19 protein-coding genes are annotated in these 24045 nt (G+C 61.1%); 9 read left to right on the plus strand and 10 right to left on the minus strand.

The window, feature by feature from the left end; genetic code table 11:
- The first annotated feature begins 26 nt into the window (after nucleotides 1-26).
- Nucleotides 27-2450 carry an SLBB domain-containing protein gene (locus tag ABEG21_RS23130; protein WP_347558909.1) on the plus strand — a complete coding sequence of 808 codons (2424 nt, stop codon included), beginning with the start codon at nucleotides 27-29 and terminating at the stop codon, nucleotides 2448-2450.
- On the opposite strand, the gene ABEG21_RS23135 is transcribed toward ABEG21_RS23130, so the two are convergent.
- The gene (locus ABEG21_RS23135; RefSeq protein WP_347558910.1) at nucleotides 2431-4278 is read right to left on the minus strand and encodes a sensor domain-containing phosphodiesterase; all 1848 of its coding nucleotides are present in this window, start codon (nucleotides 4276-4278) and stop codon (nucleotides 2431-2433) included. The genes ABEG21_RS23130 and ABEG21_RS23135 overlap by 20 nt on opposite strands.
- A gap of 325 nt (nucleotides 4279-4603) precedes the next feature.
- Between ABEG21_RS23135 and ABEG21_RS23140 the strand changes: the two genes are divergently transcribed.
- A complete protein-coding gene (locus ABEG21_RS23140) occupies nucleotides 4604-5740 on the plus strand; it encodes a GAF domain-containing protein (RefSeq protein WP_347558911.1) in 1137 nt (378 codons plus the stop codon).
- 61 nt (nucleotides 5741-5801) lie between these two features.
- On the opposite strand, the gene ABEG21_RS23145 is transcribed toward ABEG21_RS23140, so the two are convergent.
- Together ABEG21_RS23145 and ABEG21_RS23150 are read right to left on the minus strand one after the other, a co-directional pair.
- Nucleotides 5802-7025, minus strand: coding sequence for a DUF2252 family protein (locus ABEG21_RS23145; protein ID WP_347558912.1), 1224 nt, complete (start codon nucleotides 7023-7025; stop codon nucleotides 5802-5804).
- Nucleotides 7026-7043: 18 nt separating this feature from the next.
- Nucleotides 7044-7574, minus strand: coding sequence for a hypothetical protein (locus ABEG21_RS23150; RefSeq protein ID WP_347558913.1), 531 nt, complete (start codon nucleotides 7572-7574; stop codon nucleotides 7044-7046).
- A 228-nt stretch (nucleotides 7575-7802) separates the two neighbouring features.
- Between ABEG21_RS23150 and ABEG21_RS23155 the strand changes: the two genes are divergently transcribed.
- Nucleotides 7803-9251, plus strand: a complete 1449-nt coding sequence (locus ABEG21_RS23155) for an HDOD domain-containing protein (protein WP_347558914.1) — start codon at nucleotides 7803-7805, stop codon at nucleotides 9249-9251.
- 199 nt (nucleotides 9252-9450) lie between these two features.
- Complete coding sequence (locus ABEG21_RS23160) at nucleotides 9451-10671, plus strand: GGDEF domain-containing protein (protein WP_347558915.1); 1221 nt, start codon at nucleotides 9451-9453, stop codon at nucleotides 10669-10671.
- 54 nt (nucleotides 10672-10725) lie between these two features.
- On the opposite strand, the gene ABEG21_RS23165 is transcribed toward ABEG21_RS23160, so the two are convergent.
- Nucleotides 10726-11457: an IclR family transcriptional regulator gene (locus ABEG21_RS23165; protein ID WP_347558916.1), complete on the minus strand. Its 732-nt coding sequence runs from the start codon at nucleotides 11455-11457 to the stop codon at nucleotides 10726-10728.
- A 355-nt stretch (nucleotides 11458-11812) separates the two neighbouring features.
- Here ABEG21_RS23165 and ABEG21_RS23170 point away from each other — a divergent pair, with 355 nt between their 5' ends.
- The 4 genes from ABEG21_RS23170 to ABEG21_RS23185 all read left to right on the plus strand — a co-directional run bounded on the left by ABEG21_RS23170 (nucleotide 11813) and on the right by ABEG21_RS23185 (nucleotide 14941).
- The gene (locus ABEG21_RS23170; protein WP_347558917.1) at nucleotides 11813-13168 is read left to right on the plus strand and encodes a 2-hydroxycarboxylate transporter family protein; all 1356 of its coding nucleotides are present in this window, start codon (nucleotides 11813-11815) and stop codon (nucleotides 13166-13168) included.
- 21 nt (nucleotides 13169-13189) lie between these two features.
- A complete protein-coding gene (locus tag ABEG21_RS23175; protein ID WP_347558918.1) occupies nucleotides 13190-13903 on the plus strand; it encodes an RraA family protein in 714 nt (237 codons plus the stop codon).
- A gap of 75 nt (nucleotides 13904-13978) precedes the next feature.
- Nucleotides 13979-14230: an antibiotic biosynthesis monooxygenase gene (locus tag ABEG21_RS23180; RefSeq protein ID WP_347558919.1), complete on the plus strand. Its 252-nt coding sequence runs from the start codon at nucleotides 13979-13981 to the stop codon at nucleotides 14228-14230.
- A gap of 141 nt (nucleotides 14231-14371) precedes the next feature.
- A complete protein-coding gene (locus tag ABEG21_RS23185; protein WP_347558920.1) occupies nucleotides 14372-14941 on the plus strand; it encodes a thioredoxin domain-containing protein in 570 nt (189 codons plus the stop codon).
- Here the strand turns inward: ABEG21_RS23185 and ABEG21_RS23190 are convergent.
- The 4 genes from ABEG21_RS23190 to ABEG21_RS23205 all read right to left on the minus strand — a co-directional run bounded on the left by ABEG21_RS23190 (nucleotide 14842) and on the right by ABEG21_RS23205 (nucleotide 20506).
- Nucleotides 14842-16032, minus strand: coding sequence for an alpha/beta hydrolase-fold protein (locus tag ABEG21_RS23190; protein WP_347558921.1), 1191 nt, complete (start codon nucleotides 16030-16032; stop codon nucleotides 14842-14844). The two genes, ABEG21_RS23185 and ABEG21_RS23190, sit on opposite strands and share 100 nt — an antisense overlap.
- A 44-nt stretch (nucleotides 16033-16076) precedes the next feature.
- Nucleotides 16077-18614, minus strand: coding sequence for a TonB-dependent siderophore receptor (locus ABEG21_RS23195; protein ID WP_347558922.1), 2538 nt, complete (start codon nucleotides 18612-18614; stop codon nucleotides 16077-16079).
- A 153-nt stretch (nucleotides 18615-18767) separates the two neighbouring features.
- Nucleotides 18768-19925: a FecR domain-containing protein gene (locus ABEG21_RS23200; protein ID WP_347558923.1), complete on the minus strand. Its 1158-nt coding sequence runs from the start codon at nucleotides 19923-19925 to the stop codon at nucleotides 18768-18770.
- 35 nt (nucleotides 19926-19960) lie between these two features.
- Entirely contained in the window at nucleotides 19961-20506 is a 546-nt protein-coding gene (locus tag ABEG21_RS23205; protein WP_347558924.1) for a sigma-70 family RNA polymerase sigma factor, read from the minus strand.
- Nucleotides 20507-20808: 302 nt separating this feature from the next.
- On the opposite strand from ABEG21_RS23205, the gene ABEG21_RS23210 reads away from it, so the two are divergent.
- Nucleotides 20809-21876: an SDR family oxidoreductase gene (locus ABEG21_RS23210; RefSeq protein ID WP_347558925.1), complete on the plus strand. Its 1068-nt coding sequence runs from the start codon at nucleotides 20809-20811 to the stop codon at nucleotides 21874-21876.
- Between the two features lie 38 nt (nucleotides 21877-21914).
- Here the strand turns inward: ABEG21_RS23210 and ABEG21_RS23215 are convergent, their stop codons facing one another.
- Together ABEG21_RS23215 and ABEG21_RS23220 are read right to left on the minus strand one after the other, a co-directional pair.
- Entirely contained in the window at nucleotides 21915-23369 is a 1455-nt protein-coding gene (locus ABEG21_RS23215) for a heavy metal sensor histidine kinase (RefSeq protein ID WP_347558926.1), read from the minus strand.
- A complete protein-coding gene (locus tag ABEG21_RS23220; RefSeq protein ID WP_347558927.1) occupies nucleotides 23359-24033 on the minus strand; it encodes a heavy metal response regulator transcription factor in 675 nt (224 codons plus the stop codon). The genes ABEG21_RS23215 and ABEG21_RS23220 overlap by 11 nt, the downstream gene beginning before the upstream one ends.
- Between the last annotated feature and the right edge of the window lie 12 nt (nucleotides 24034-24045).

Raw genomic sequence — 24045 nt, forward strand, 5'->3', positions numbered from 1 at the left:
CTGCCTGGTTCGCCATCGCAACGATCATGCTTCCGCTCGATGCGACCGCGCAAAGCGCTTCCAGTCAACGCCTTGCGCTGTCGCCAGATGCCGCGATACCCCGATCTTCCGACACACCGCCCATTCCGGAGTGGATACAAAGCGATGAGGTCTCGACCGGCGCGCCCGCGGTCCGATCATTGGCAAGTCCAACGTTACGGACATCGGCTGCGGGTGCTAACAGTCTGGGACGATCGTCGGCAACGTTCAATGATCGGGCCTTTCGCGAGGATTCGGACCCATTTCGCGAACGGGACCTGCTCGCCGGGGCGGACCCGCATTGGGCCCGGACGGCATCGACGACGCGCGAGGAGCGGTCGATCGATCCGCTCGGACGGCATCTTCCGGTTCGGCTCAATGCCTTCCAGCAGTTCGTGTTGGACACGACGGGGCGTCGGCTTCCGGTCTTTGGCCAGAGTCTGTTTGATTCCGACGTTCGCGCACAATATACAGCAGTGCAGAATAAGGCCGTTCCCGATGATTATGTCATCGGCGTCGACGACAGTATCACGCTGCACGTCTGGGGCGCAGTGGAAGGGGATCTGCAACTGACCGTGGATCGCAATGGTCAAATCGCGATTCCGAAAATCGGCAACGTCACGGTGGCGGGCAGCCGCGCATCCAATTTGGATGCGGTTTTGAAGCAGGCGATCGGTCGCAATTTCACCGGGTTCGAGGCGTCTGCTTCATTGAACAAGCTGCGTTCGATCCAAGTCTATGTCGTGGGACAGGCAAAGCGCCCAGGTGCCTACACGGTGTCAAGCATGTCGACCTTGGTCAATGCCTTGTTTGCTAGCGGGGGGCCGGGCCCCAACGGGTCGATGCGACAGATCGCCCTGCGTCGTGGCGGCGTATTGGTGGGGACCGTCGACTTATATGGCTTTATCACGCGCGGAAAATCAGACGGGGATCGCCACCTGATGGCGGGTGATGTCATCGTGATTCCGCCTGCCGGTGCCCGCGTCGCGCTGCTGGGCGCCTTGGATTCGCCGGCAATTTATGAATTGAAGGGCGCGAACGAGTCGCTTGCCGATGTCTTGGGATACGCCGGCGGCACCACGGCGCTTACCAGCACCGATAAGGTCACCATCGAGCGGGTGGATGCAGGGGGCGGCCTCCTGACGCCCGGCCGGTCGGTGGAGGCGCTGCGTCTCGACGTGTCCGGCTTGGGCCGCGTCGTCAAGGATGGCGATGTTGTCACGTTGCAAAAAATCAACCCGTCTTTCAAGAACGCTATCACATTGCGAGGCAATGTCGCCGCGTCGCTGCGCTATCCCTATCGGGACGGGATGCGGCTCTCCGATTTATTGCCCGAACCGGAAGCGTTGCTGACCCCGGACTATTTCAAGCGAAAAAACGTTCTGGTTCAGATCGACGCGGTGGAGGTCCGAAAGACCGGCACGGCGCAATTCGAGGCGAATCGCATTCAGAGTCTGATCGATGAGCCGAATTGGCGGTATGCCGTCATCGAGCGGATGGATCGTCAACGGTTGACGACGCGATTGCTGCCTTTCAATCTGGGTGCGGTGGTCCATAAGACGGACCCGACGCAAGACTTGCTGCTCGAACCCGGCGATATCGTGACCGTCTTCGGCAGCCAGGATATGCGTTTGCCGCGCGACGATCATACGCGACTGATACGGGTGGATGGAGAGGTCCGTTCGGCCGGTGTCTACGAGTTGCTGCCGAACGATACGGTGCAGTCGATTCTGGTGCGGGCCGGCGGCGTGACATCGTCGGCCTATGTGTATGGAACGGAATTCACGCGAGAGCAGACGCGTCTACAGCAGGAGACCAATCTGCAGGATGCGATTCGGCGCATGGATCAACAGGCCAGCGCACGGCTCGCCAGCCTGGTGGCGAGCATGAGCAATAACGCGGGGACAAGCGACGCCTTGGCGGCGCAGATGACCAAGCACCATCAAACGCAGCTTGCCCGGTTGCGGGATATGCGGCCGACGGGGCGTGTCTCCTTGGAGCTGGACGCTGCCGCGCAGCGGATCGAGGACCTGCCGGATCTGGCGCTGGATAACGGCGATACCTTGTATATTCCGCCAATGCCTGCCTTCGTTACCGTGATGGGCGCGGTGAACAACGAGAATGCCATCATCTGGCGTGAAGGGCGGACGGTGGCCGATGTGTTGCGGGTGGCCGGCGTACAGAGCGATATCGCCGATACGCGCCGTACCTTCGTCCTGCGCGCCGATGGCAGCGTCTATTCCCGTGATTCGGCCAATTGGCGGCGTTCGCTGGAAGCGACGAAGCTAATGCCAGGGGACACTGTCGTCGTGCCGGAAAAAGCCGACCCGCGTTCGACGATGACGAAGTTCATGGCGGGGCTGAAAGATTGGTCGCAGGTCATCTCGCAATTAGGCTTGGGCGTCGCCGCGATCAAAGTATTGAATCGATGATATCGAGATGATCGGATAGGGGGCGCGGCACGGGTTCCCCGGTCGTGCCGAGCGGAGGCGGTGGAATCCACGCGGAGACGTCTGCCGCTTCCATCGGTCGGCTTATCGCATAGCCCTGAGCGCATTCCGCGCCCCAACCGTCGACGAGTGACAATATGCCCGAGGTCTCGACGCCTTCGATCGTCACCGTATAGCCGAGTTCGTGTGCGAGGGAAATAGCCGCGCGAACAATGGCTGCGTCGCGCGCGTTTTCCGAGATGGAACGCACCAGACTTTGATCGATCTTCAGCGCGTCGACGGCAAAGCGCTGGAGGTAGGCGAGGTTGCTATAGCCGGCACCAAAGTCGTCGATCGAGACCGCGACGCCAAGACGCTTTAGTGCAGCAATATTTTTGATGCCTTGCTCGAAGCTGGAAATCAACGCGGTTTCGGTGACTTCGCATTCGAGACGGGATGTCGCCACGCCGTATGGTGCCAGTGCGTCCACGATGTCCTGGCCCAGGTCCTCACGCATCAAATCGCTGGCGCCGATATTCACGGCTAATTTGATATGCGCGGCATCCGCGCCCCATTCGGCGAGCTGCTTTGCCGCCGCGTTGAGAACCCATGTCGTGAGGCGCGGCATCAGGGCGGTCGCCTCGATCAAGGGCAGGAATTCGCCCGGCATCAGTTCCCCCAGGCTGGGGTGCGCCCAGCGTATTAATGCCTCGAACTTGCTCACTGCCTGTTGGGGAAGATCGACGACCGGTTGGAAGACAAGGCGGAATTGCGGCGGATCCGATTGCAGTGCCCGCTTGACCGAATTGATGATTTCGAACGCGCGTCGTGTTTTGGTCGAGAACGAGGCGTTGCCAAGCAACATGGGCACGCGCAAGCGACGTGCTTCCTCCGAGATGGCGAGCAATTCGCTGGCGAGCGCGAATGCGTCGGTCGTCGGATGCAGTCCGACGACACCGATGTGCGGGTTGACATCGATCGGCACGGATTCGCCCACCGTCATCGGTCGATCGAAAGCGGCGGCACAGCGCTGCGTCAGATCGGCAATCACATGGTATTCGGTGGCCTGGAAAAAGACGTAACGGGCATAGCCGACGCGATACAGGACCACGCCGTCCGGCAGTACCGCTCTCAGGCGTGTCGCAGCCGTTATTGCTACCTGGCTGACGGCAAGGATGCCCATCGCGATTACGAGATGGTTGATATCGGCCAATGAATAGACATCGATCATTACGGCATAGGCTTCCGTCTGCGGTCTGCCTTGCAGATCGTGTATGAAGTGCTGCATGTCTTCTATCAGACTCGGCAAGCTTGGGAGCGCCGTTGCGGGATCTTGATACACCACCGCCCGTACGCCTTTCAAGTGTTCCGAGACCGCCGCAGCCAGATGCAGGAGCTGTTCCGATTCGATCTCGCCGACCGTGTGGCACGGCGTCGGCCCGAATGCGCATAAAAGGCCGATCACGGTATCGTTATCGCCGTACAGCGGCGCGCCCACATAAAAGCGGACGCCCGGATCGGCGTCGACAAGTGGATCGTCCTGGAAGTGAGGGTGCAGGGATGCGTCGGCCACAACGGTGATGCCGGAGGTGTCAATGGTGTGTCGACAGAACGGAATCTCGTGAAACGGGCGATGGCAAGCAAACCCGTGGCGTGACTTACCCCAATGCTTTCCGGCATTGATGAGTAGTATGTCGGCATGCGGCGTCTGGAACAGTTTGGCCGTCAACGCCGTGATTTCATCGTAGAACGGTTCCGATGCATACCGCAGGCGCCGTGTCGAGCGAAGCGCATCAACGCGCGAATGCTGATCTTCTGGTTTGGCTGACATCGACATAGCCATTGTGGGAAGCCCCGTCTCGCCCGCGTCGCAGGCGTCGTTCCAAGTGCCTCCCGCCATGCAATAGGGAAGGCATCCTGCCGACGTTCTGCTTCTCGACGTTGTTATAGTGATTTCAAACCCGCATCCGGGTTGTATGCCCGTCGAGTCGATGACGAGACTATCACTACATTACCATTTTTACCATTTCTGTAAGCTAGACAGGATCCGATGTCGCCAGTTGACCACATGTCGTGCGTAACTGCCACGGCAGGGGCACCATTTCTACCATTTCATCGCATAGAATCGATCAATCCGAAAAGCCGAGGTGCGTTTGATGACTGCGAAAAGTGCTCCCGATGACGATCCGTTCGTGACCACGCGCGAGGCGGCAGCGCTGCTAGGCGTCTCGTTAAAAACCGCGCAAGTGTGGTTGGAGCAGGGGGATATTCCTTCGTGGAAGACGCCTGGCGGACATCGGCGCGCGAAACGGAGCACCGTCCTCGCCTTGCGCCAACCTCCGGCCGCGAATGTCCGCCTGAATCAAACCATCCTGATTCATCGGTCCGGCAATGCGATGCAGGTGCGGGTCGAGCAACTGCGCGAGACGCCGTATCCGGTTCACGTCAATGCTGGCGACATGCTCGATCTGTTGATTCAGGTCGGCTCCGTAATGCCGGCGCTGCTTATCGTCGAACTCAGCGATATCGACTGGCAGAAATTCGAGATGCTGCGACGGATCATCTCGACGCCGCGTCTGAGTCATACCAAAATCATGGTCTTAAGCGACTTGAGCGAGCGGGAGCTGCGCAGCGAGCTTGGTGCTACGGACCGCATCTTGTTATTGGCACCGGATACCGACACGGCGGCCTTTCTCTCAAGCGTCCATGTTCGCTTGGGCGGCCCATCGGGCGCCAATGCGCTGATGCCACTTACGGACTGCGCCGCGACGCCGTGCGAGACGACAACGTTTATCACGCCGGCAAACGAAGCCAACCGGATGCTCGCGGTGCATCGCAGCGGCCTCGCCGGCGCGGGTCCCGAAAAGACGTTCGACGACCTCACCCGGTTGGCAGGTCAGACTTTGCAAGCGCCCATTTGCTTATTGAGTATCCTGACATCGGATCAGCAATGGTTCAAATCGCATTGGGGATTGGACGCGACGCAGACGCCCCGTGCCTGGTCGTTTTGCAATCATACGATCCAAGGCGACGAGATCTTCGTCGTGGAAGATGCGGCATCCGACGAGCGTTTCAAGTCGAATCCGCTGGTCGTGGGCCAGCCGAATATTCGCTTCTATGCCGGCTTTCCAGTGAAAGATCTCGATGGCTTTCCGCTCGGCGCATTGTGTGTCATCGATCGCAAGCCGCGGTCGATCCGGCCGCCCCAAGTCGAGGCGCTGCGTACCATTGCCACCGCGGTAGAGGACAAGATCAATCTGCGCCTTCGCGATCGGCAGCTTCGGTCGGTATGAGCCAGCAAGCGATGTCGACCGAGGCAATGCGCCGGTCCGGTTTGTCGGCCGGGCGTGCAGGTCAGGCGTATTGGCGGAAGCGGCGACAGTGTTCGAGATAGCCCGTCTCGTGGCTGCCGACCAGGTCGACAATGCTCTGCCAAAGCCAGAGGGGGGCCGCGATGGACTTGCTTTTGCTGCGGCCTAGATCGCCCAGCCAATTGCGCCGCGCCTCCGCATCCATCTGGCGGGCGTGCGCATGCCCGACGACCAAAGCCAGGTAGTGTGCCACTTTCCGTGCTTCGGTCTCGCCGATCTGTTCGATTTCGAGTTTCAAATCCTGCGGCAGCAATTCCCGAAGGATGACCGAGTGATCTTGCAGATCGCTCGCGCGCATGCGCTCTCCCAGATAAGGCGACAAGTGGCGTGCCCCTTCCACCACGCGTTGGGCGTTGTCCGTCGGCATCGGCGTGCCTGCATAACGCGGCGCGGCGGCCTTGACCGCCTCTTTGATATCGATCAGACAAAGATCGTCGCCTTCGATGGCGCCGCCGTCGACATCCAGCAGCACAGCATAACGAAGACGGCCGAGCGAGCTGCAGCCCTTCACCCAATAGGCGGCGTCGAGCATCGTCGTCTGTCCTGTGTCGGAGCGGCCGCGTAAACTCGTCGCTAATTGCGAGATAGAGCGTTTCTCGAAAATGCCGGTAAGCGCCGCGCGTTCGATTTTGCTCACGGGCCAGAATCGCTTGCCGAGCGGAATGGTCGGCTCGATATCGTCGAGGCGTTCCAGTGCCAGATGCTTCCACGAACGTCGTACGGCTTCGCGCATCACGACGCGCACGACCTCCGGACGCTTTTTAAGCGCCGCGGCGGCGTGCTTGGCATCGAAGGCGAGGAGATAGCCTTCGAAGAGCGCCTCGATCATACTGACGGTGGTAACGCCGGAAAGATCGGAACTGCGGGCGGCGGTGGCGAGGGACAAGCCGAGGCGAATCAAGTCGTGTGCCGGGTTGCCGATAACGGTCTGATCCAGATCGCGGATCTGAATTTCGATGCGGCCTTGCGTGTCTGCCACCGGGCCCAGATTGCCGGTATGGCAATCGCCACAGATCCAGATCGCGGGACCTTGCGGAAGACGCTTGACGTCCGCCTCCTGAAGCCAATCGTAAAATTTATTCGTGTTGCCTCTGACGTAGGCATGCGTCGAACGGGCCATTTTGGCATTGCGTTTCTCGGCGAGGATGTGCCGCCGTTCTTCCTGATCCAGGACAGGGGGCCGGGATGGCTTCGACTGCTTCGGCATGCGATATTCCAGGTGGATTCAGCGAATGGACTTGCCGTTGACGCGCGTGGCCTCGACGACGTAGCCGTGACTGGCCGCCAGCGCGTGACTATCGCCGTCCGCTTCGACCAGATCGCCCACTTGGAGCTTGAGTTTCTTGAAGCCGTCCGGCTTCACGTGGATGAAATCACCGGAATCGAGTATGACGCCATTGGGTTCACCGTGGCGTGCATAGTTGATCCGTGTCACCGTTCCCGAATACGACGGCGTGCGCTTTATCGCTTTGCCGGCCGGGGGTTTCTTGCCGTTCACCGATTTCAGTTGCGTCAAGGAATAGACGCGATGGGCATCGTCTTTCTTCGATGACCAGCCAAGAAACTCGCCTTCTGCTTCGAGGGCGGCGTTGACCGGGAAATCGTGCCATGCGAGCGCCGCCGTTTGATGGCCCACGACCCATTGGGCCTGTCCGTCTGCGGATCGAATCATGATGCCTTCGACGGTGCCGTGCGGTGCCCAGATAAGATGTTGAAAGGTGCCGCTCAGGGTTTCTTGTTCTACGGACTTGCGCATGCGTGAGTGCTCCATCGTAAGGTGGTTCGCGTGGGTCGGATCCGATACAGGCCAGATTCGGAAAGCCTCATGCAAATTGTGTGCCACTGGCTGCGATATATTCGCAACGGCGGCGTGATTTCGCTTCCCAACTGGAGGCAGGACGGGTAACGTTTCAATAGAGTAACGGTGCAGCGTGCCGTTATCGTTCGATCGGAATCGCGAGAAGGATGGGTCTCGGCCGTGGACGTGACAGATCAAAAAACACATTGGTTCAACCGCCTGTTTTCTGAAATGGAAACGCGTGGCGATCTGCCTTCCTTACAGAATGCGTCCGCTGAAATTGCCGATACATTGCATCGGGAGCAGGCAAACCTGTCGGAATTGACGGCGCTGGTCCTGTCGGACCTGTCGCTATCTCAAAAAATAATCACGCAGGCGAATGCCGCGATGGGGCACGCATCGGGCGCGGAAGTGACCACGGTGTCGCGCGCGATCATGGCGCTCGGCGTGACGGCGGTCGAGCGGCTGAGCACAGGGATCCGCGTGCTCGATCAGTTCGAGACGCATGCCGGTACACATGCAGCGGCGAGGGATGCACTGAAAACCGCTTCCATTGCGGGCGCCTTTACCCGTGCGTTCACGCATCGCCATGCGGCGCTGGCGGGAGAGGAGGCCGTACTAGCGTCTCTGTTGTTGCAATGGGCGCCGGCGATCCTCGCGGTCTATTTCGAGAAAGACTGGCTGCAGGTGCTCGCCAGGCAGCGGCTTCATCCCGAAATAACATTGAGCGATGCGTGTCATGCCGTGTTCGGTGTTTCCTTGACCGAAGTAAGTGCGGCGCTGGCCAAGCGATTCAGTTTGCCGCCCGAGCTGGCGGAAAGTATGGAAGCGGCATTGCCGCCGCCCGGGCTGCATATCGGGAGCCATTCGCGTTGGCTCTGCGTCAATGCGACGCTGGCGGCGGAGGTGGCGTCGATGATCGAGAAAAAGAGAGAGATCGTTGATATCGAACGATTCTTACTGCCCTATCTGGGCGCGTTAGGGCTCGACGTCGGCACGATGAAACAGGCGGTAGCGCAGGCCGTGGCGGTGGCGAAGTCATTTGCCGAGCAGGGGGTCGGCGAGCAACACGCTGTGCCCACGCAAGAACGCGCGGAATTCGCGCTGCCGCCGCATACGCTGGAGCGCTTGGCATCGGCGCTGAACGAGATCCGTGAATCGGCCCCGACACTCGGATCGGCGACGGTTCTCTCGTGGGTCGTGGAGGCGATAGGGCGTTGCTTGAATCTCCAAAGCGCATTCCTGATGATCCATCAGGCGAAGGACGATCAGTTCACCGCGAAAGTGGGTTATGGCGATGGCATGCGGGAGGTCTTGCCGACGTTGCAATTCAATGGCGGTTTCGAGCCGGATCTCTTCCATCGGGCCACGGACACGACCATGCCGATGTTCTTTCTCGATATTCAGGACGATGCCGTCGCACCCCGCATCCCGGAATGGCATCGAAGTGCGTTTCCGCATGCCCGTTCCTGGATTTTCGTGCCGGTGTATTTACGGGACCGCTGTATCGCGCTCTTCTGCGGCACGTGGGGAGCGGCGCCGCTGTCACGAACCTTGATGGGGGGCGAGATCGAGGGATTGAAGGCGCTCGCAGCTGAGATGTCACTGAGCGTTGCACGATCGCTACCGCATTGATCGCGCACGGGATTTTTGGAATAGCGGGACCATGCCTAGGCACCCTCTGCCCACGCTGTTTTCTCGCATTTTCCGCTTGGCTTTGCGTCTTGCAGAATCACAGCCGGGCCGGAAAGATACACATTGTCATCGGCATAAATTTTCAGCGTAGAATGCAGCTGCCTCCGGTTTGTACGCGCGCTCCAAGCGCCGCGCCAGCATGCACGTCGATCTCCTTACTCTCTATTTTCTCGCAATAGGAACGCTTCTGGCCAGCGCCGGAATGACGTACTGGGAGCATCGCGCGCATCCGAAACGCAGCAAGGAACTCCGTGTCTTTTCGGCCGCGTATGTGACGCTGGCGCTGGGGTGCGGGGCGGTGCTCCTGCGGGGCCACTTTCCGGGTGCCAGCGGCTCTGCGGTAAGTAATCTTATTATTCTCGGTGGCTATCTGCTGGTCCTGCACGGTGCGGCGATATGGAACGGGCGGCGATATGCGCTTTTTTCCTTCGGCATCCTCGCGCTGTCGGCCGTGACGTGGGCCGTCGCCGGGTCGGCCGGTCAGGCGGTGATGTGGCGCTTCGTTACCGCGTTCCCGATCGCGATGGTATCCGGATTGACGGCGCGGGAATTGTTCCGCAGCGATGCGGCGAAGGCGGTCCAATCGCGGCATGTCGCGGTCGCGGTAACAGGCGTCCATGCGCTGCTCTACTTGTTCAGGGCCTGTATTCTGCCTTGGCTCGTCGCGCCGATGGGTGATGGTTTTCTGTCGATTGCCAGCAAGATCACGATGTACGAGGGCGTACTGTACTCGGTGCTGCTGCCGATGGCAGTGCTCCGCCTGGTTCGCGAAGAATCGCATGGCGAGCTGTTGCGTGACTCGCAAACCGACTACCTGACGCGCCTCGGCAATCGTCGCTGGTTTTTCGAGGCAGGCGAGCGACTCGTGCTCACCCATCTTTCCAGCGAGGCCCGAAATCGTCCGATGTCGTTGATGGTGTTCGACCTCGATCACTTCAAGGCGATCAACGATCAGTTCGGCCACAAGACCGGCGACGAAGTATTGCGCGCCTTCGCCGACACCGCGTTGGCAATGGTGCCGTCGGGCGCCATCCTCGCGCGTATCGGTGGAGAGGAATTTGCCGCGCTGTTCCCCGGCTACGATACGTTCAAGGGCAAGGAACTGGGGGAATCGATCGCCAGTCGCTTTGCCGAAACGATGTCGAGCCGACTGGCGGATCGCCGGATCGAAGCCACCGTCAGTATCGGTTTGGCGCAGTTCGGCGATGAGCTGTTGTCGCTGGCGGACTTGTTGGCCGCCGCCGATCGCGCACTCTATAGCGCGAAATCGCTGGGCCGTAATCGGTTGGAGGTGGCGCAGTCGCTTCAGGCATTGCGTCTGCCCGAGGACGAACTGAGCAATACGAGCAGCTTTTCGTAAGTCGTGGCCGGCACTGGGACGACAGGTCAAGACCGCGCGTTCGCGGCCACCAGGCTAAGGTTTTTTATCGTGTATCTCGAAACCGTTTTTCGCGGCTTCTTTGAGATAGCTCGGATCGCCGCCCAATAATTCGGTCAATTCGATTGCTTCGTTCAATACGGCCGGGGCGGCGCGGTCGACGAATTCACGACTGAACCGGAACAAGGGCAGCGATATGCCGATCGCGGCCAGCAACTGCTGGTTTTGTCCGAACACTGGCGCCGCGATGCTGGCCATCTTGGGCTCTCGTTCCCCCGCAGTGGCGATCACTGCGGCCGCCGTCGGCACGCGATTGCCCACCGGCTCGAAGAATGTCAGCACGCGCCCATACGAGCCCGGTCCCAGGGGCACGCGCATTCCGACTTCGAGTTGGTCGCGTACCGATAGGCTCGACTCGACGCGCATATGGCATCGGCGCATGTCTCCTTCGCGCAGAAAGCAGGCGCTACTTTCGCCAGTGGTGGCGGTCAGACGTTGCAAGACCGGCAAGACCTGCTCGTCGAATTGCAGCGATGCGCGAAAGACATTTCCGAGCCGGCCCAGCGACGGTCCCGGGCGATAGGCGCCATTCGCCAGGCGCGTCACGAAGCGTCGTTGTTCCAGCGTTTGCAGCAGCCGCGAGGTCGTACTTTTATTCAAATCGATACGCCGCGACAGCTCCGTCAACGTGAGTGGTCCGTCTCTTGTCGAGAAGGCATTCAAAATGTCCAACGCCCGATCAACCGAGCGAATCGAATCCCCTGCCATCCAGTTTCCTTTATCCCGTACACGCCGATGTGACAGGTGCGGGCTATTTTGCCATGTTCGATCGGGGCGCAGCACGGCCGTCGCCGCAAAACGCCCTACACGGGGCCGCGGCCCGACGTGTTGCAGCATCGCCGGAACCGCCGCCGCCACGGGCCCGACACAGCAGATCCCGCTATGTAGTTTCATCTGGTGATACTATAAATCATTTAATGGAAGCGTGTTACATTCCAAGGCGACGTGTCGCTCGGCCATCCTGTCTCGAAATAAGCGGTGCGGGGTGGCGGCTGGAGCGTCGCCGGCGCTGGCAGGAAATCGAAGGGAGGTACATCCCGATTGAGAATTTGGAGATAGAGAAATGCAGGAACCCGCCCGCATAGCATCCCGCGACGCCGAGACGGCGCTGGCCGACCATTCGTCGCCCCTTCAGCGCTTCGTACGCTTCAAGGTCGGCATTATGCCGATGCCGCTGTATCTGGTCGCCGTGGCGTGTCTGGTTTCGTTCGTCGTCCGGGGAAAGGTTCCCACCGATCTTTGCATCATGGCGGTCGTGCTCTCGGCCTGCTCTTATACGCTGGCCGAGATCGGCCAGCGCCTGCCGATCTTCCGGGCCTTGGGCGGCGCCGTCATTCTGAACACGTTTTTGCCGTCGGCCCTGGTGTTCTACGGCCTGATGCCGACGGACCTGACGAAATCGATCGGCCTGTTCTTCAAGCAAAGCAACTTTCTCTATCTCTTCGTCGCGGCGGTTGTCGTCGGTAGTATTTTCTCGATGGAACGTAAGACGCTGCTTGCGAACATCGTCAAGATTGTCATTCCCCTGGTCATCAGTTCCGTCGCGGCGACCGCCGTGGGCCTGGCCGTAGGCGTGTCCTTGGGTTTGAGCGTGAAATACACGCTGTTCTATATTCTGGCGCCGATCATGGCGGGCGGCGTGGGAGAAGGCGCGGTACCGCTGGCGATCGGCTATGCCGGCATCCTGCATGGGACGCAAGCCGAGGTGGTGGGCCAGATTCTGCCGATCGTCGCCTTGTCGAATGTCTGCGCGATCGTTATCGCCGGGCTACTGCACACGCTGGGTCAGCGACGCGCGCATTTGAGCGGCAATGGCTTGTTGCTGCGAGATGATAAAAGCGATGCGCTGTCGGACAGCACTGCGGGCAACGACGATACCTCGCTGCTGGCCGATATCCGCAGTCCGGCCGTCGCCGGGCTAACGTTGCTGACGCTATACGCGGTATCGGTGGCGGTCGAGCATCTGGTCGATCTGCCGGCCCCGTTGATCATGCTGATGTTGGCAGTGGTCATGAAGATGGCGCGGATGGTGCCGCCGGCGATGGAGCAGGGTACGCGGTGGGTCTATCGCTTCTTCGCACTGGCCGGCACCTATCCGTTGATGTTCTGCGTCGGCGTCGTGCTCACGCCGTGGAAACCGATGGTTGCCGCCTTTACGCCATCGATCTGCATCACGATCGTCTGCACGGTGTTCACCTTGGCGGCAACCGGTTTCTACGTTGCCAAATGGTGTCGGATGTATCCGATCGAAACCGCGATCATTACCGTGTGCCACGCCGGTTCCGGCGGCACCGGCGATGTCGCGATTCTCGGCGCGGGAAAGCGCCTGGGCTTGATGGCAACGGCGCAGGTCTCGACGAAGATTGGCGGCTTCGTGACGGTGACCCTTGCGCTGCTGACCGTTTCTCACTTTCATTGACTGTCAACGGAGTACTTCGATATGAGCGAGCGAATCCAACAAGCCGATCCGCGCGCGGGTTGGCCCGCCGGATTTTTCATTGCCGAACGGAGCCGCTGTGCGTCGCCCGAGCAGGTCGCCGCCTTTGCGCCGCTGCAAGTAGCGAATATCGGCGACTGCATGGGCCGCATTACCGGTGCCACGGGGCTGCTGGCTTATCACAACGACCTCGCGCTGACGATGTGCGGGCCGGCGCTGACCGTTCGTGTGCGGCCAGGCGACAATATGATGATTCACAAGGCGATCGAGATGGCGCAGCCGGGTGACATCATTGTCATCGAGGGCGGCGGCGATCTGACCCAGGCGCTGATCGGCGGCTTGATGCGGACGTCGGCATTGCGCAAGAAGATCGGCGGATTCGTGGTCGATGGCGCGGTGCGCGATCTGGTCGAATGGGCCGAAGGCGGCTTGCCCGTCTACGCACGCGGCCATACGTTCCGTGGCCCGACCAAGGAAGGTCCGGGCGAAGTCAACGTCGACATCGTCTGCGCGGGCATGGTCGTGCAGCCCGGCGATCTGGTTGTCGGCGACGCGGACGGCGTATTGGCGATCCCGTTCGATCGTATCGATGCGCTGCTGCCGCAAGTGCAAGCACATCTCAAAAAAGAAGACGGTATTCGTGCCGTGAACAAAGCAGGAAGTGCGGACCCTGAGCGATTCACCGCGCTGTTGCGGCAAAAGGGTTGCCCGGTGTAGTTCGAAAAAAAAGCAGATTGGCGATACGCCTCGTAGGGGTGGGGAGACAGGCGCGCGAATGCGCCGCGTATCAAAGTGACGCAGGCGAATGTCGCTCACTCGCGTACGGAACCCGGCAATATCGCGTTCGACGTTTTCCAGGATGCGAAAGACCCGGACATGATGGTGCAGCTGGAGCGTTGGACGAACGCGCAAACGCACGACGCTAATCTGAAGCGACCGGTGATCGGCGAAATTCGCGGCGTGTTCTCTCAGACGCTGGCAAAGCCGCTGATGAGTCATCGCGCCTTGCTCAAGGATGTATCGGGTAGCAGTACTAACAGCTGAAGACGTGGGCGAGGGCGGCGGACGTTCGGCCCGCGGGCCAGGTGCTCCGGGCCTTCGCCGCCTTCCTGCGGGAAGCGTTTTCGTAATCTCCTTATAATGAACGGATCGTCCAGGACGCGTTGTTCACTCAGGAGAGTCTCGATGAGTCAGATAGCAGGTCAAGGTTGGCGTGCCGACCCCTTGGTGTGGGGGCATGGTGCCACGGTATTCGAATTGTTTCTCGAACCCACCTGTCCGTATTCCGTCAAAGCTTTCAACAAGATTTGGCCGTTGCTAGACAAGGCTGGCGAAGATCGCCTGACGGTGAAAATTCGCCTGCAGTCGCAGCCCTGGCATATGTACTCCGGTGTCCTGGTCCGCTGCGTGCTGGCCGCATCGACGACACCGGACGGAAAGTCCGCCGCGAAGGCCGTACTCGCCGCGATCGCGGCGAACCGCGAAAGCTATGAGTTTCACAAGCATAGCGGCGGCGCCAATATGGACGTCACGCCGAATCAACTGATCGCCCGTCTCGAACAGGAAAGCGGCGTCGCATTGGCCGCCGCTTTCGCACTACCGGATCTGGATAAGGCCGTGAAGTGGCAGTGCAAATATGCGCGTCAGAACGGCATTCACGTATCGCCGACTTTTATCGTCGATGGCGTGGTCGACCCGGCCTTCAGCAGCGGTGAAGAGATCGATGCGTGGGCCGCGCGACTGGGCGTGGCATAACGCACTGCCTCGCTAAGCGCGGCAGGCAGATAGGAAACATGATTGCCATCCGGATAGAGGTGCGGCCCGTCGAGCGTGTACAGGTCGGGCCACTGTTGCAGCATGGCAGCCATCGCTTTCACATTGTCCAACATCGCGGCGCGCCGTACGCGTTCGATGCGCGCGGGCGACGCGTCGGGCGCCAGGGTTTGCTCGGATCCCCCGGCTTGGAGCATGACGGGGCGCGTGCGGCACGCCGACGGCGCCGGATGATCCGTCTCTCGTAGCAGTTCTCGATCGTTCCACCACAAGGAAGGGCTGGCGGCGATGTAACGGGAAAACAGGCAGCGATCGTGCCGTGCCGTATCCAACACGAAGAATCCCCCCAAGGAGTGCCCGAACAAGGTGGTACGTTCGGTATCGATCGCGGCCCTGCGTTCGATTTCAGGCAGAATCGATTTTCCGATGATGTCGCGGAAGGCGCTCGCACCCCCAGTCGGCACGCGGGCATCCGGCCCGCCCGAGCGATCGCCCGCCGATGGCGCGATCCGAGCGGCGTCGTCGTGTGCCCGCAAGGCGCCGAATGTCGGGACTCCCCAGACCGTGTCCGACGCTTGGGTAGTGAAGTCGCGATACCGCGTCGCTGCGTCGAAGAGGCTGTCGTCGTCCGGCGCGATCGCCGCAATGACCAGGGGGCCGATCAGGCGTTCCTGCAGCCGTGCGGCTTGCAGCGCGATCGGAAAGGTGGCGTTTCCATCGAGCAGCACCAGCAGCGGCATGGCGTGCCCGTTTGCCGCGCGTGCATCCGGCGTGTAAAGCCACACACGGTAAGCATGGCCTGCCTTGCGGACCACGAACGACGTGGTGTTTGGCAGCAGCGCCTGCATGGCCGCTTGTGCCGCGCGCGCTTCCACGGTGTACGATTGCGTCGAGACGCCGCGTGTATCGCGTGTATCGGGGACGGGGTCAGCGTGCGCGTATGCGGGCACGGCGGTCGTACAGGCCCAGGCGATGGCGAGCCTTACGACCGCCCGTGCGATATGTGCGACGCGCGCGACGGGTGCGATGCGCGCAGCACGCGCGCTTCGCGCGGCAAGGGCATCACCGCGCACGGTCGAAAGTCGCCGGCACGCAATGGATATCGGACGTTTGCGCATCACCATTGGTACCTCGCGGTTCCCATCACTTCGCGGCGCGTTCCCCAGAAGCACTGCGTGGCGCTCGCGCAGGCAGCGACGTATTGCCGGTCGAAGAGGTTTGTGGCATTGAGGCCGAAGCGCCAGTTGCGCCAATCATAGTGAATCGCCAGATCGAAAAGCGTGAAGGACGATACGCGGAACGAATCGTCCGATGCACCATACGAGCTGCCAATATATCGGACACCGGCACCGGCACCCAGATTGCGCAGCGGGCCGCCATGCAGCGTGTAATCGGCCCACAACGACACCATCTGCCGTGGCACCGCGACCGGCGTGTGATTCAGCGAGCTATCGTTTGCAGCTGCCACCCAGGCGCTGGTGTACGTGTACGCCCCCACCAGCGTCAGGCTGGACGTGAGATCGACATGCGATTCGAGTTCGATCCCGCGGCTATGCACTTTACCGGTTTGCACTTTGTATGCGGAGTTTGCCGGATCCGCAGTGGCGACGTTGCTTTGCTGCAGATCGTAGAGCGCGAGCGTCGTGGCGGTATGGCCGCCGGGCGGTTGATACTTCACGCCAAGCTCGTACTGACCGCCGGTTGTCGGTTTCAACAGCGCCCCCGACGATGTCGTTCCCGACGTACTGGGTTGGAAGGAACGGGAATAGCTGAAGTACGGCGACAGGCCGTTGGCGAATTCGTAGACGAGGCCGGCGCGCCAGGTAAAGGCGCGATCGAACTGGTGCGATGTCGTCGATTTAACGTATTCGTTCGCATCGGTCGACGACCAATCTTCCCGGCCGCCGAAGACGAAGGACCATCGCCCCAGGCGGATCTGATCCTGCGCATAGAGCCCGAGCTCATCGGTCCGCTGACGTGTGTAGCTGGCAAGGGTGGGATCGGCGATCGTCAGGTTGTAGACGGGCGCGGTGATGTCGAGTGCCGCGGCTTTGCCCGAGGCGAGTCGACGATCCGATACCGCAACTTGATAATCGAGGCCGAACAACACCGTATGTTGGAGCGCACCGGTCTGGAAATGCGCTTCCGCCTGATTATCGATGGACAGGCTGTCCACATGCTCCAGCGATGCACTGGTCAGCCGGTTCAGGTAGCGATTTGTCGTATTGGTATAGCCGCTCGAATAGACCGTTCGATAGTCGCTCCACATATGCATGTAGCGCACGTTCTGACGCACGGTCCAGGTGTCGTCGAAGCGATGCGTGAGCGAATAGCCCACCGAGGTCTGCTGACGCCGAAAATGATCGTAGTCGGGGTCGCCGTCGTTGAAGCTGGTACCGATCTGACCGTAGCGATTGTAAGACACGGTGCCATAACGCGGCAGAAAGCCGTAATAGCCGTTGGCCGGATCGTATTGATAGCTGGCGAGCAGCGTCAACGTCGTGTTGCTGTCCGGTTTGAACGTGACCGAGGGCGCGAAGTACAGTCGCTGATCCTTGGTGCCGCTGACTTGGGTGTCTGCGTCGCGGGCGAGACCGACAAAGCGATAGAGCACTTTCTTGTCTTCCCCGAGCGATCCGCCCAAGTCGAAGGCACCTTGCCAGCGATCATGCGTGCCGCCTTCGAGTTCGATCTCGTTGACGTGGTTCGCTTCCGGCAGCTTGCTTTCCATGATGACCACGCCACCCGGATTCGCCTGACCATAGAGGAGCGAGCTGGGGCCGCGCAGGACCTCGATACGCTGCAGGCCGTATTGCTCGATCTGCGGCACCGCATACGACAAGCCGCGTCCTAATTTCAGGCCGTCCAGAAAATTGATATAGCTGGCATTGCCGCCGAAACCGCCGAAGCCGCGCATCTGGAGGCTGTCATAGCGATCGCCGATGCCGCGGGTCTCGGCGACGACGCCTGCGGTATAGCGCAGCGCTTGCGCGACGGTCTGGACGTTCTGATCGTCCATCTGTTTGCGTTCGATCACCGTGACGGACTGGGGAGTCGACTTCAGCGGCGTGCGTGTTTTCAGAGCGGCGTTCGCACTGTTCGACGTTTGGTTATCGGCACTGGTGACGGTGACGCCCGGCAACGCGCCTTCGCTGAGCGGCGCGTCGGCGGCATCGATGCGATCGACGTTTTTTTGCGGTTCCAACACGAATGCAGCGTTCGCGCCGGGACGCGCGTAGAGGCCCGTACCGCGTAAGAGCGCATTGAGCGCGCCGATCGCGGTCATGCGGCCGCGCACGCCGGGCGACTGTTTTTTGGCAACCAGGCTGGCGGTGTAGATCAATTGCACACCGCTGCGCTCGGCGAATGCATTCAACGCTCGGGTAAGGGGGGCCGCTGCTATCTCATATTGCTGCGTACGCGTGTCGGCGGGGGCGACGTGTTCCGGCATTGCCTGCGAGGCGCGCTCACGCGTATCGATCTCCGCGCCTGACGCCGCGGTGTAAGCTCCCGCCCCCAGTGTCAGGCCGAGTATCAGCCGCGAGATAGGAGAGCGGCAGGGGCGGAACCGCGTCTGCAAGGCGTGCTTGGTGCGCGGGTGATGCGAGACGCCGCGCGTGCCGCGGCGTTTGAAAAAGTTTTGAGCGTGCTGCATGGTCGTCCGGTACTTTCGTGTGGTGATGGCGCGCTGTCGTGGGGAAGCCGCGTCTATCGGAATAGACGGGCGCGCGACGAAAAACCGGATGTCGAAATCGACGAAAAGTGAAAAATAGTTTCGTGCGCAGGCAGTGCCTGCAATGCGCCGGGATCAGGCGTCGGATCGCACGTTCAGAAAAATGAGGCGTCCAGCCCAGCGGGTCTCCTGCAAGTGGAGCACCTCCACGAGCGTCGCAAGCGCGGTGGCCGGATCGTTCAAGGCGAAGTTGCCTGAGACACGCAGGTTTCCCCCGGCCGCATCGAGGAAAATGTGGTGACCGGGAAAGTAGCGGTTCAATTGCGAGATGACATCGGCGAGCCGACTGTCGTCGAATTGCAGGCGACCCCGCTGCCATGCCGTGTCCGCGATGACGCTGTCCGCGTTCGTATGAACGAGGGACGGTGCCGTGTCGGGCATGGCTTCGGCGACGTCACCGGCATGCATCGTCATCGATGCGCCCGCCATCGAAAAACGGACCGCGCCTTGCGTGACCGTGACCGTGAGCGGCCGGGCTGGGGTGTCACGGCTGTCGATCTGGAAGGCGGTCCCGATGTCGGTGACGTGACCCCCAGCCGTGTCGACGACAAAGGGGCGTCTATCGCCATGCGCGACGTCGAATGCCACGCGGCCTTCGCGCAGGACGATCTGTCGCGTGTCGTTCGTGTAATGCACGTCCACGGCGGACTGCGCGTCGAGCCGCATGACGGAACCGTCGGCGAGCGCAACCGTTCGAACCGCACCTGTGTCGCTCTTGAAATCCGGTGTCAGCGCCATATTGCCGACAACGACGGCGCATACGATGGCAGCCAGACCGATACCGGCACCTAGCTTGCCATTCCACCGGGTCGTGCTAGCGCGTTTCGATGCAGGGTTGCTTTCGACGTGATGGCTCGCGCTGGGTCGGCGGTTCGCCATCCGCGCCGTCGTGTATCGGTCGCGAAGCGGCGATCGATCGGGCTGACGGACGGCTGCCTGTGCGCCGGTTTCCATCGGCGTCGCACGCGACCAGCTTTCGCGTGCCGATGCCAGGGCGTCGCGATGCGCTTGCGATCGCGCGCACCAACGGGCGAGGGATGGGTCGCTTTCCCGCGCCCGTCCCGCATCGAGTCGAATCATCCATACCGCCGCTTCGGCGCGCAAGCGCCTGCGCCGCCGCTGTGCGGGCGCAGCCGCATCGTCACCGTTATTCGGTGCTGCGCGCGTAGCGACTGACGAGAGGGACGCGTCGCTTGTATCGCTTGTATCGGGGATATCGGATTGTTCGTGCATCGGGGACGGCACAGTGTCGTGGCGCGCAGCCTTCATCAAGGGGCGCCCTTCGCGTCGGAGAAGTCCTGGAACGCCAGCAATGCGCGCCGCAGATGCTTTTCCACCATATTTTGAGATATTGCAAGGCGCTGCGCAATCTCGCAATGCGTCAATCCTTCGACCTTCCGCAGCAGGAACACATCGCGACAGCGGGGCGGCAGGGACTGGATCAGCTGATCGAGCGCAGCAGCAGTCTGCTTCGCCTGCAATACCTCGTCGGGCGCATCTGCTTGTTCATGCGAGCGCCTGGCATGTTGTTCGTGCGGGATGTCTTCCTCGCCCTCGTCGCCAGTAGGCAAGGGCAGGCAGACCCGCTCGCGGAATCGGTCGATCATCAGGTTTTCGACGACGCGGCGGAAAAAAGCGTGCGGTTGTTGGATCTGCTGTGGGGCGGCAAGCGTCGCGATGCGGAGAAAGGCGTCCTGCACGATATCCGCTGCCGCATCGGCGTGAGAGGTCGAGGCGGTCCGTCGCCGCGCGAAGAGGAGCAGCGTTCGATAGTGCGCTTCAAACGCGCGGAGCAGACTGTCGTTGGCAGACAAGGTGGATGCAGCGCTTACGGTGGCGTGACCGGTCGGCGGGCGGCATGCTGAGCCCGCAGCGAAAGACGAGACACCATCGATTTAAATGAGAATGCGTCGCATTATAATCTTACAATTACATTTTGCAAGGGTGATCTAAGCGGCTCCGACGGTTTTCAAGATGCAACATTCGTCCGCGCGTCTGTCCTAAAAAGCGTCGCGATCCGGGCGTCGTCTTCGTTCCGGGAATTGGGGCATGATAAAGGATGGTGCATGAGGTGCCGGCGCCCCGGAGGCGCTCGACCTACTACGGAGATTTGACGATGGCAGGAAGTGCATTGGTGGTTGGCGCAAGCGGTATCGTCGGCAGCGCGACGGCGGCCTTGCTTGCAAGCGAGGGATGGACGGTATCGGGCCTTGCGCGCCGCCCCGTCTCCCAGACCGACGTCACGCCGATAGCGGCCGATTTGCAAGACGCTGCGGCGACGGCGCAAGCGCTCGCCGGTCGGCGCTACGATGCCGTGTTCATCACGACCTGGCTGCGACAAGACAGCGAGGCCGAAAATATCCGCGTCAATGCGGCGATGGTGCGCCATCTGCTGGATGCCCTGCGTGCTGGCGGCGGACCGCGGCATGTCGCGTTGGTCACCGGACTCAAACACTATCTCGGGCCGTTCGAGGCCTATGGCAAGGGCACATTGCCGCAGACGCCGTTCCGCGAGGAGCAGGGTCGCTTGGACGTCGAGAACTTTTATTACGCGCAGGAAGACGAGGTCTTTGCGGCGGCGAAACGCGATGGCTTCACGTGGAGTGTGCACCGCCCGCATACGGTCATCGGCAAGGCCGTCGGCAACGCGATGAATATGGGCACGACCTTGGCGGCGTACGCGACGCTATGCCGGGAGATTGGGCGCCCGTTCCTGTTTCCGGGCTCCGCCGCGCAGTGGAACGGCTTGACCGATATGACCGATGCCCGTGTGCTGGCCAAGCAGTTGCTATGGGCCAGCACCACGCCAGCGGCGGCGAATCAGGATTTCAACGTCGTCAACGGCGACGTGTTCCGCTGGAGTTGGATGTGGGGACGCATCGCGGAATGGTTCGGGGTGGAAGCCGTGCCGTTCGATGGCACGGTACGCCCGCTTGAGCAGCAGATGGCGGGGGACGCCGAACGGTGGCGCGAGATCGCGCGGCGCGAGGGCCTGGCGGAAGCCGATTTGGGAAGACTGGCTTCACCCTGGCATACCGACGCGGATCTCGGGCGGCCGATCGAAGTAGTGACCGATATGTCGAAGAGTCGTCGCATGGGGTTCACCGCGTATCAAGCGACCGATGACGCATTCTACGATCTGTTCACGCAGCTCCGCGCTGATCGTTTGATTCCCGGCAAGTAAGCGTCGGGCGTACGCCCCCATCGCGGGCGTTTTGACGATCAAGTGGCGCTATCCGGCTTTTTTGGGAAGGTCAGACTGAAGCGCGTGACGCCGGCATCGCTCAGGACGCCCCATGCGCCGCCATGTAGCGTCATGATGCTGCGGACGATCGATAGGCCAAGCCCATTCGACTCGGCCGCGCGTTGCCGCGAAGGGTCTTCGCGATAAAAGCGATCGAACAGACGGCCCTGATGCGCAAGGGGAATGGTCGGTCCGTGATTCTCGACGGCGATCGTGACGCCATCCGATGTCGTCTCGACGGTGGTGCGAATGATCGAACCGGCGGCGGCGAAGCGAACCGCGTTCGCCAGCAGGTTCGCCACCGCGCGCCGCAACAAATCGGGATCTGCCCAGATCGTTGCATCTCCCTCGACGGTCAACTGGATGCCGCGGTCGTCGGCGAGATCTTCGAAATAGCCGGTGATTCGCTTGATTTCCGGATCGACGCGAAACGTGTCCCGTGCGATGGCATGATCGGCATGTTCCGCGCGTGCGAGAAACAGCATATTGTCGATCATCTTGGAGAGCCGCTGCAGCTCCTCGAAGCTGGAGCCGAGCAGGTGTTGGTAATAAGCGGTGTCGCGCGGGTGGTGCAAGCCCACTTCCACTTGCCCCAGCAGATTGCTGATCGGCGTGCGCAAGTCGTGCGCCATATCGGCGGAAACCTGACTCAATTGCGTGAATCCCCGCTCAAGCCGTGCCAGCATCTGATTCAGGCCTTGAATGACGGGGGCAAGCTCGCGCGGCGCGTGGCGCATCGTCACGCGTACCGACAGATTGTCGATACCGATCGAGGCCGTCTGCTCCGCCAAATGGCTCAGTGGGCGCATCCCACGACGCGCGATCGCATAGGCAATGACGGCAGCCAGCAAGGCGGTGAGGATGGCAAACGCGATGATCTGCCGACGATAATCGGCGAGCATGCGCGTGCGCTCGCTCATCAGGCGGCCCGATACGATTTCCAATGATTGGGTCGGCGTCATGCCCTGGGCCTGCGCCGCTGCCGCGACGTAGATGAAGGGCGTTCCCTGTGCGCTCTCGACATGATGCACGTCGTCGAGCGATAGCGGGACATCCGCCGCGATCGGACGCACTGCCGGGACTGACGTATGCCCGGGGTCGACGGCGATCAGCGGCGGCTGCCCGGGGAAGCGAATCACCAGCAGGGACTCGGTGTTGCCGAGCATATTCGCAAACAGGCGGGGCTTGTCCCGAATCAGCTCGCGCACATCCGCATCATGCAGCAAGGTACGGATCTGATCGACCCGCGTCACCAAGGCCGCGTCGTCGCGCAGGATCAACTGGGCTTCCAGTTTTCGATACATCGCATAACCGAGAATCGCGATGGCGCAAAACGCGATGGTCGCGTAGAGCAGGGCGAGCCGTGTCGTCAATGACGTACCGACCAAGCGTGCGCGAGCGGCAGGGCGCGGCGGCTGGATGTCAGGATTCATCTTCGAAGCGATATCCCACGCCGTGAACGGTATGAATCAATCGGACGGAAAAGGGATCGTCGACTTTCTGGCGTAGTCTGCGCACGGCGACGTCGACGACATTGCTGTCGCTGTCGAAATTCATGTCCCAGACGCGCGAGGCAATCAGTGTCCGCGACAGGACTTCGCCTGGGTGCTGGACGAAAAACAGCAGCAGATTGAATTCCTTGTTCGTCAAGGTAAGACGCGTCTCGCCACGCTGCACGCGACGCTTGGCCGCGTCGATCGTCAAGTCGCCCACCTGCAGGACGGCCAGTTGTTCCGGCTGGGCGCCACGGCGTAAGATGATACGAATGCGTGCCAGCAGCTCGGCGAAGGAAAACGGCTTCACCAAATAGTCGTCGGCACCGAGTTCGAGGCCCTTGAGTCGATCTTCGAGCGTGCCGCGCGCGCTCAGGAACAATACGGGCGTCTTCGTTCGCACGCCGAGCTTCTGAATCACCGTCCAACCATCCATGTTCGGCATCATCACGTCGAGCAAGATTAAGTCGTAACGTGACTCCTGCGCCATGTGCAGACCGTCGACGCCGTCATGCGCGACATCGACGACATAGCCGGATTCCGTCAAGCCGTTTTGCAGATACTCGGCGGTCTTGGCTTCGTCATCGATGACGAGGATCTTCATTGTCATTCCTGT

It is taken from the genome of Robbsia sp. KACC 23696 (assembly GCF_039852015.1).
In the GTDB taxonomy this organism is placed as follows: Bacteria; Pseudomonadota; Gammaproteobacteria; order Burkholderiales; family Burkholderiaceae; genus Robbsia.

Bases quoted from the DNA above. Each gene is read 5' to 3' on its own strand.
- ABEG21_RS23130 (WP_347558909.1), top strand. From the start codon at position 27: ATGCTTCCGCTCGATGCGACCGCGCAAAGCGCTTCCAGTCAACGCCTT.
- ABEG21_RS23135 (WP_347558910.1), bottom strand. From the start codon at position 4,278: ATGTCAGCCAAACCAGAAGATCAGCATTCGCGCGTTGATGCGCTTCGC.
- ABEG21_RS23140 (WP_347558911.1), top strand. From the start codon at position 4,604: ATGACTGCGAAAAGTGCTCCCGATGACGATCCGTTCGTGACCACGCGC.
- ABEG21_RS23145 (WP_347558912.1), bottom strand. From the start codon at position 7,025: ATGCCGAAGCAGTCGAAGCCATCCCGGCCCCCTGTCCTGGATCAGGAA.
- ABEG21_RS23150 (WP_347558913.1), bottom strand. From the start codon at position 7,574: ATGCGCAAGTCCGTAGAACAAGAAACCCTGAGCGGCACCTTTCAACAT.
- ABEG21_RS23160 (WP_347558915.1), top strand. From the start codon at position 9,451: ATGCACGTCGATCTCCTTACTCTCTATTTTCTCGCAATAGGAACGCTT.
- ABEG21_RS23165 (WP_347558916.1), bottom strand. From the start codon at position 11,457: ATGGCAGGGGATTCGATTCGCTCGGTTGATCGGGCGTTGGACATTTTG.
- ABEG21_RS23170 (WP_347558917.1), top strand. From the start codon at position 11,813: ATGCAGGAACCCGCCCGCATAGCATCCCGCGACGCCGAGACGGCGCTG.
- ABEG21_RS23175 (WP_347558918.1), top strand. From the start codon at position 13,190: ATGAGCGAGCGAATCCAACAAGCCGATCCGCGCGCGGGTTGGCCCGCC.
- ABEG21_RS23185 (WP_347558920.1), top strand. From the start codon at position 14,372: ATGAGTCAGATAGCAGGTCAAGGTTGGCGTGCCGACCCCTTGGTGTGG.
- ABEG21_RS23195 (WP_347558922.1), bottom strand. From the start codon at position 18,614: ATGCAGCACGCTCAAAACTTTTTCAAACGCCGCGGCACGCGCGGCGTC.
- ABEG21_RS23200 (WP_347558923.1), bottom strand. From the start codon at position 19,925: ATGCACGAACAATCCGATATCCCCGATACAAGCGATACAAGCGACGCG.
- ABEG21_RS23210 (WP_347558925.1), top strand. From the start codon at position 20,809: ATGGCAGGAAGTGCATTGGTGGTTGGCGCAAGCGGTATCGTCGGCAGC.
- ABEG21_RS23215 (WP_347558926.1), bottom strand. From the start codon at position 23,369: ATGAATCCTGACATCCAGCCGCCGCGCCCTGCCGCTCGCGCACGCTTG.
- ABEG21_RS23220 (WP_347558927.1), bottom strand. From the start codon at position 24,033: ATGAAGATCCTCGTCATCGATGACGAAGCCAAGACCGCCGAGTATCTG.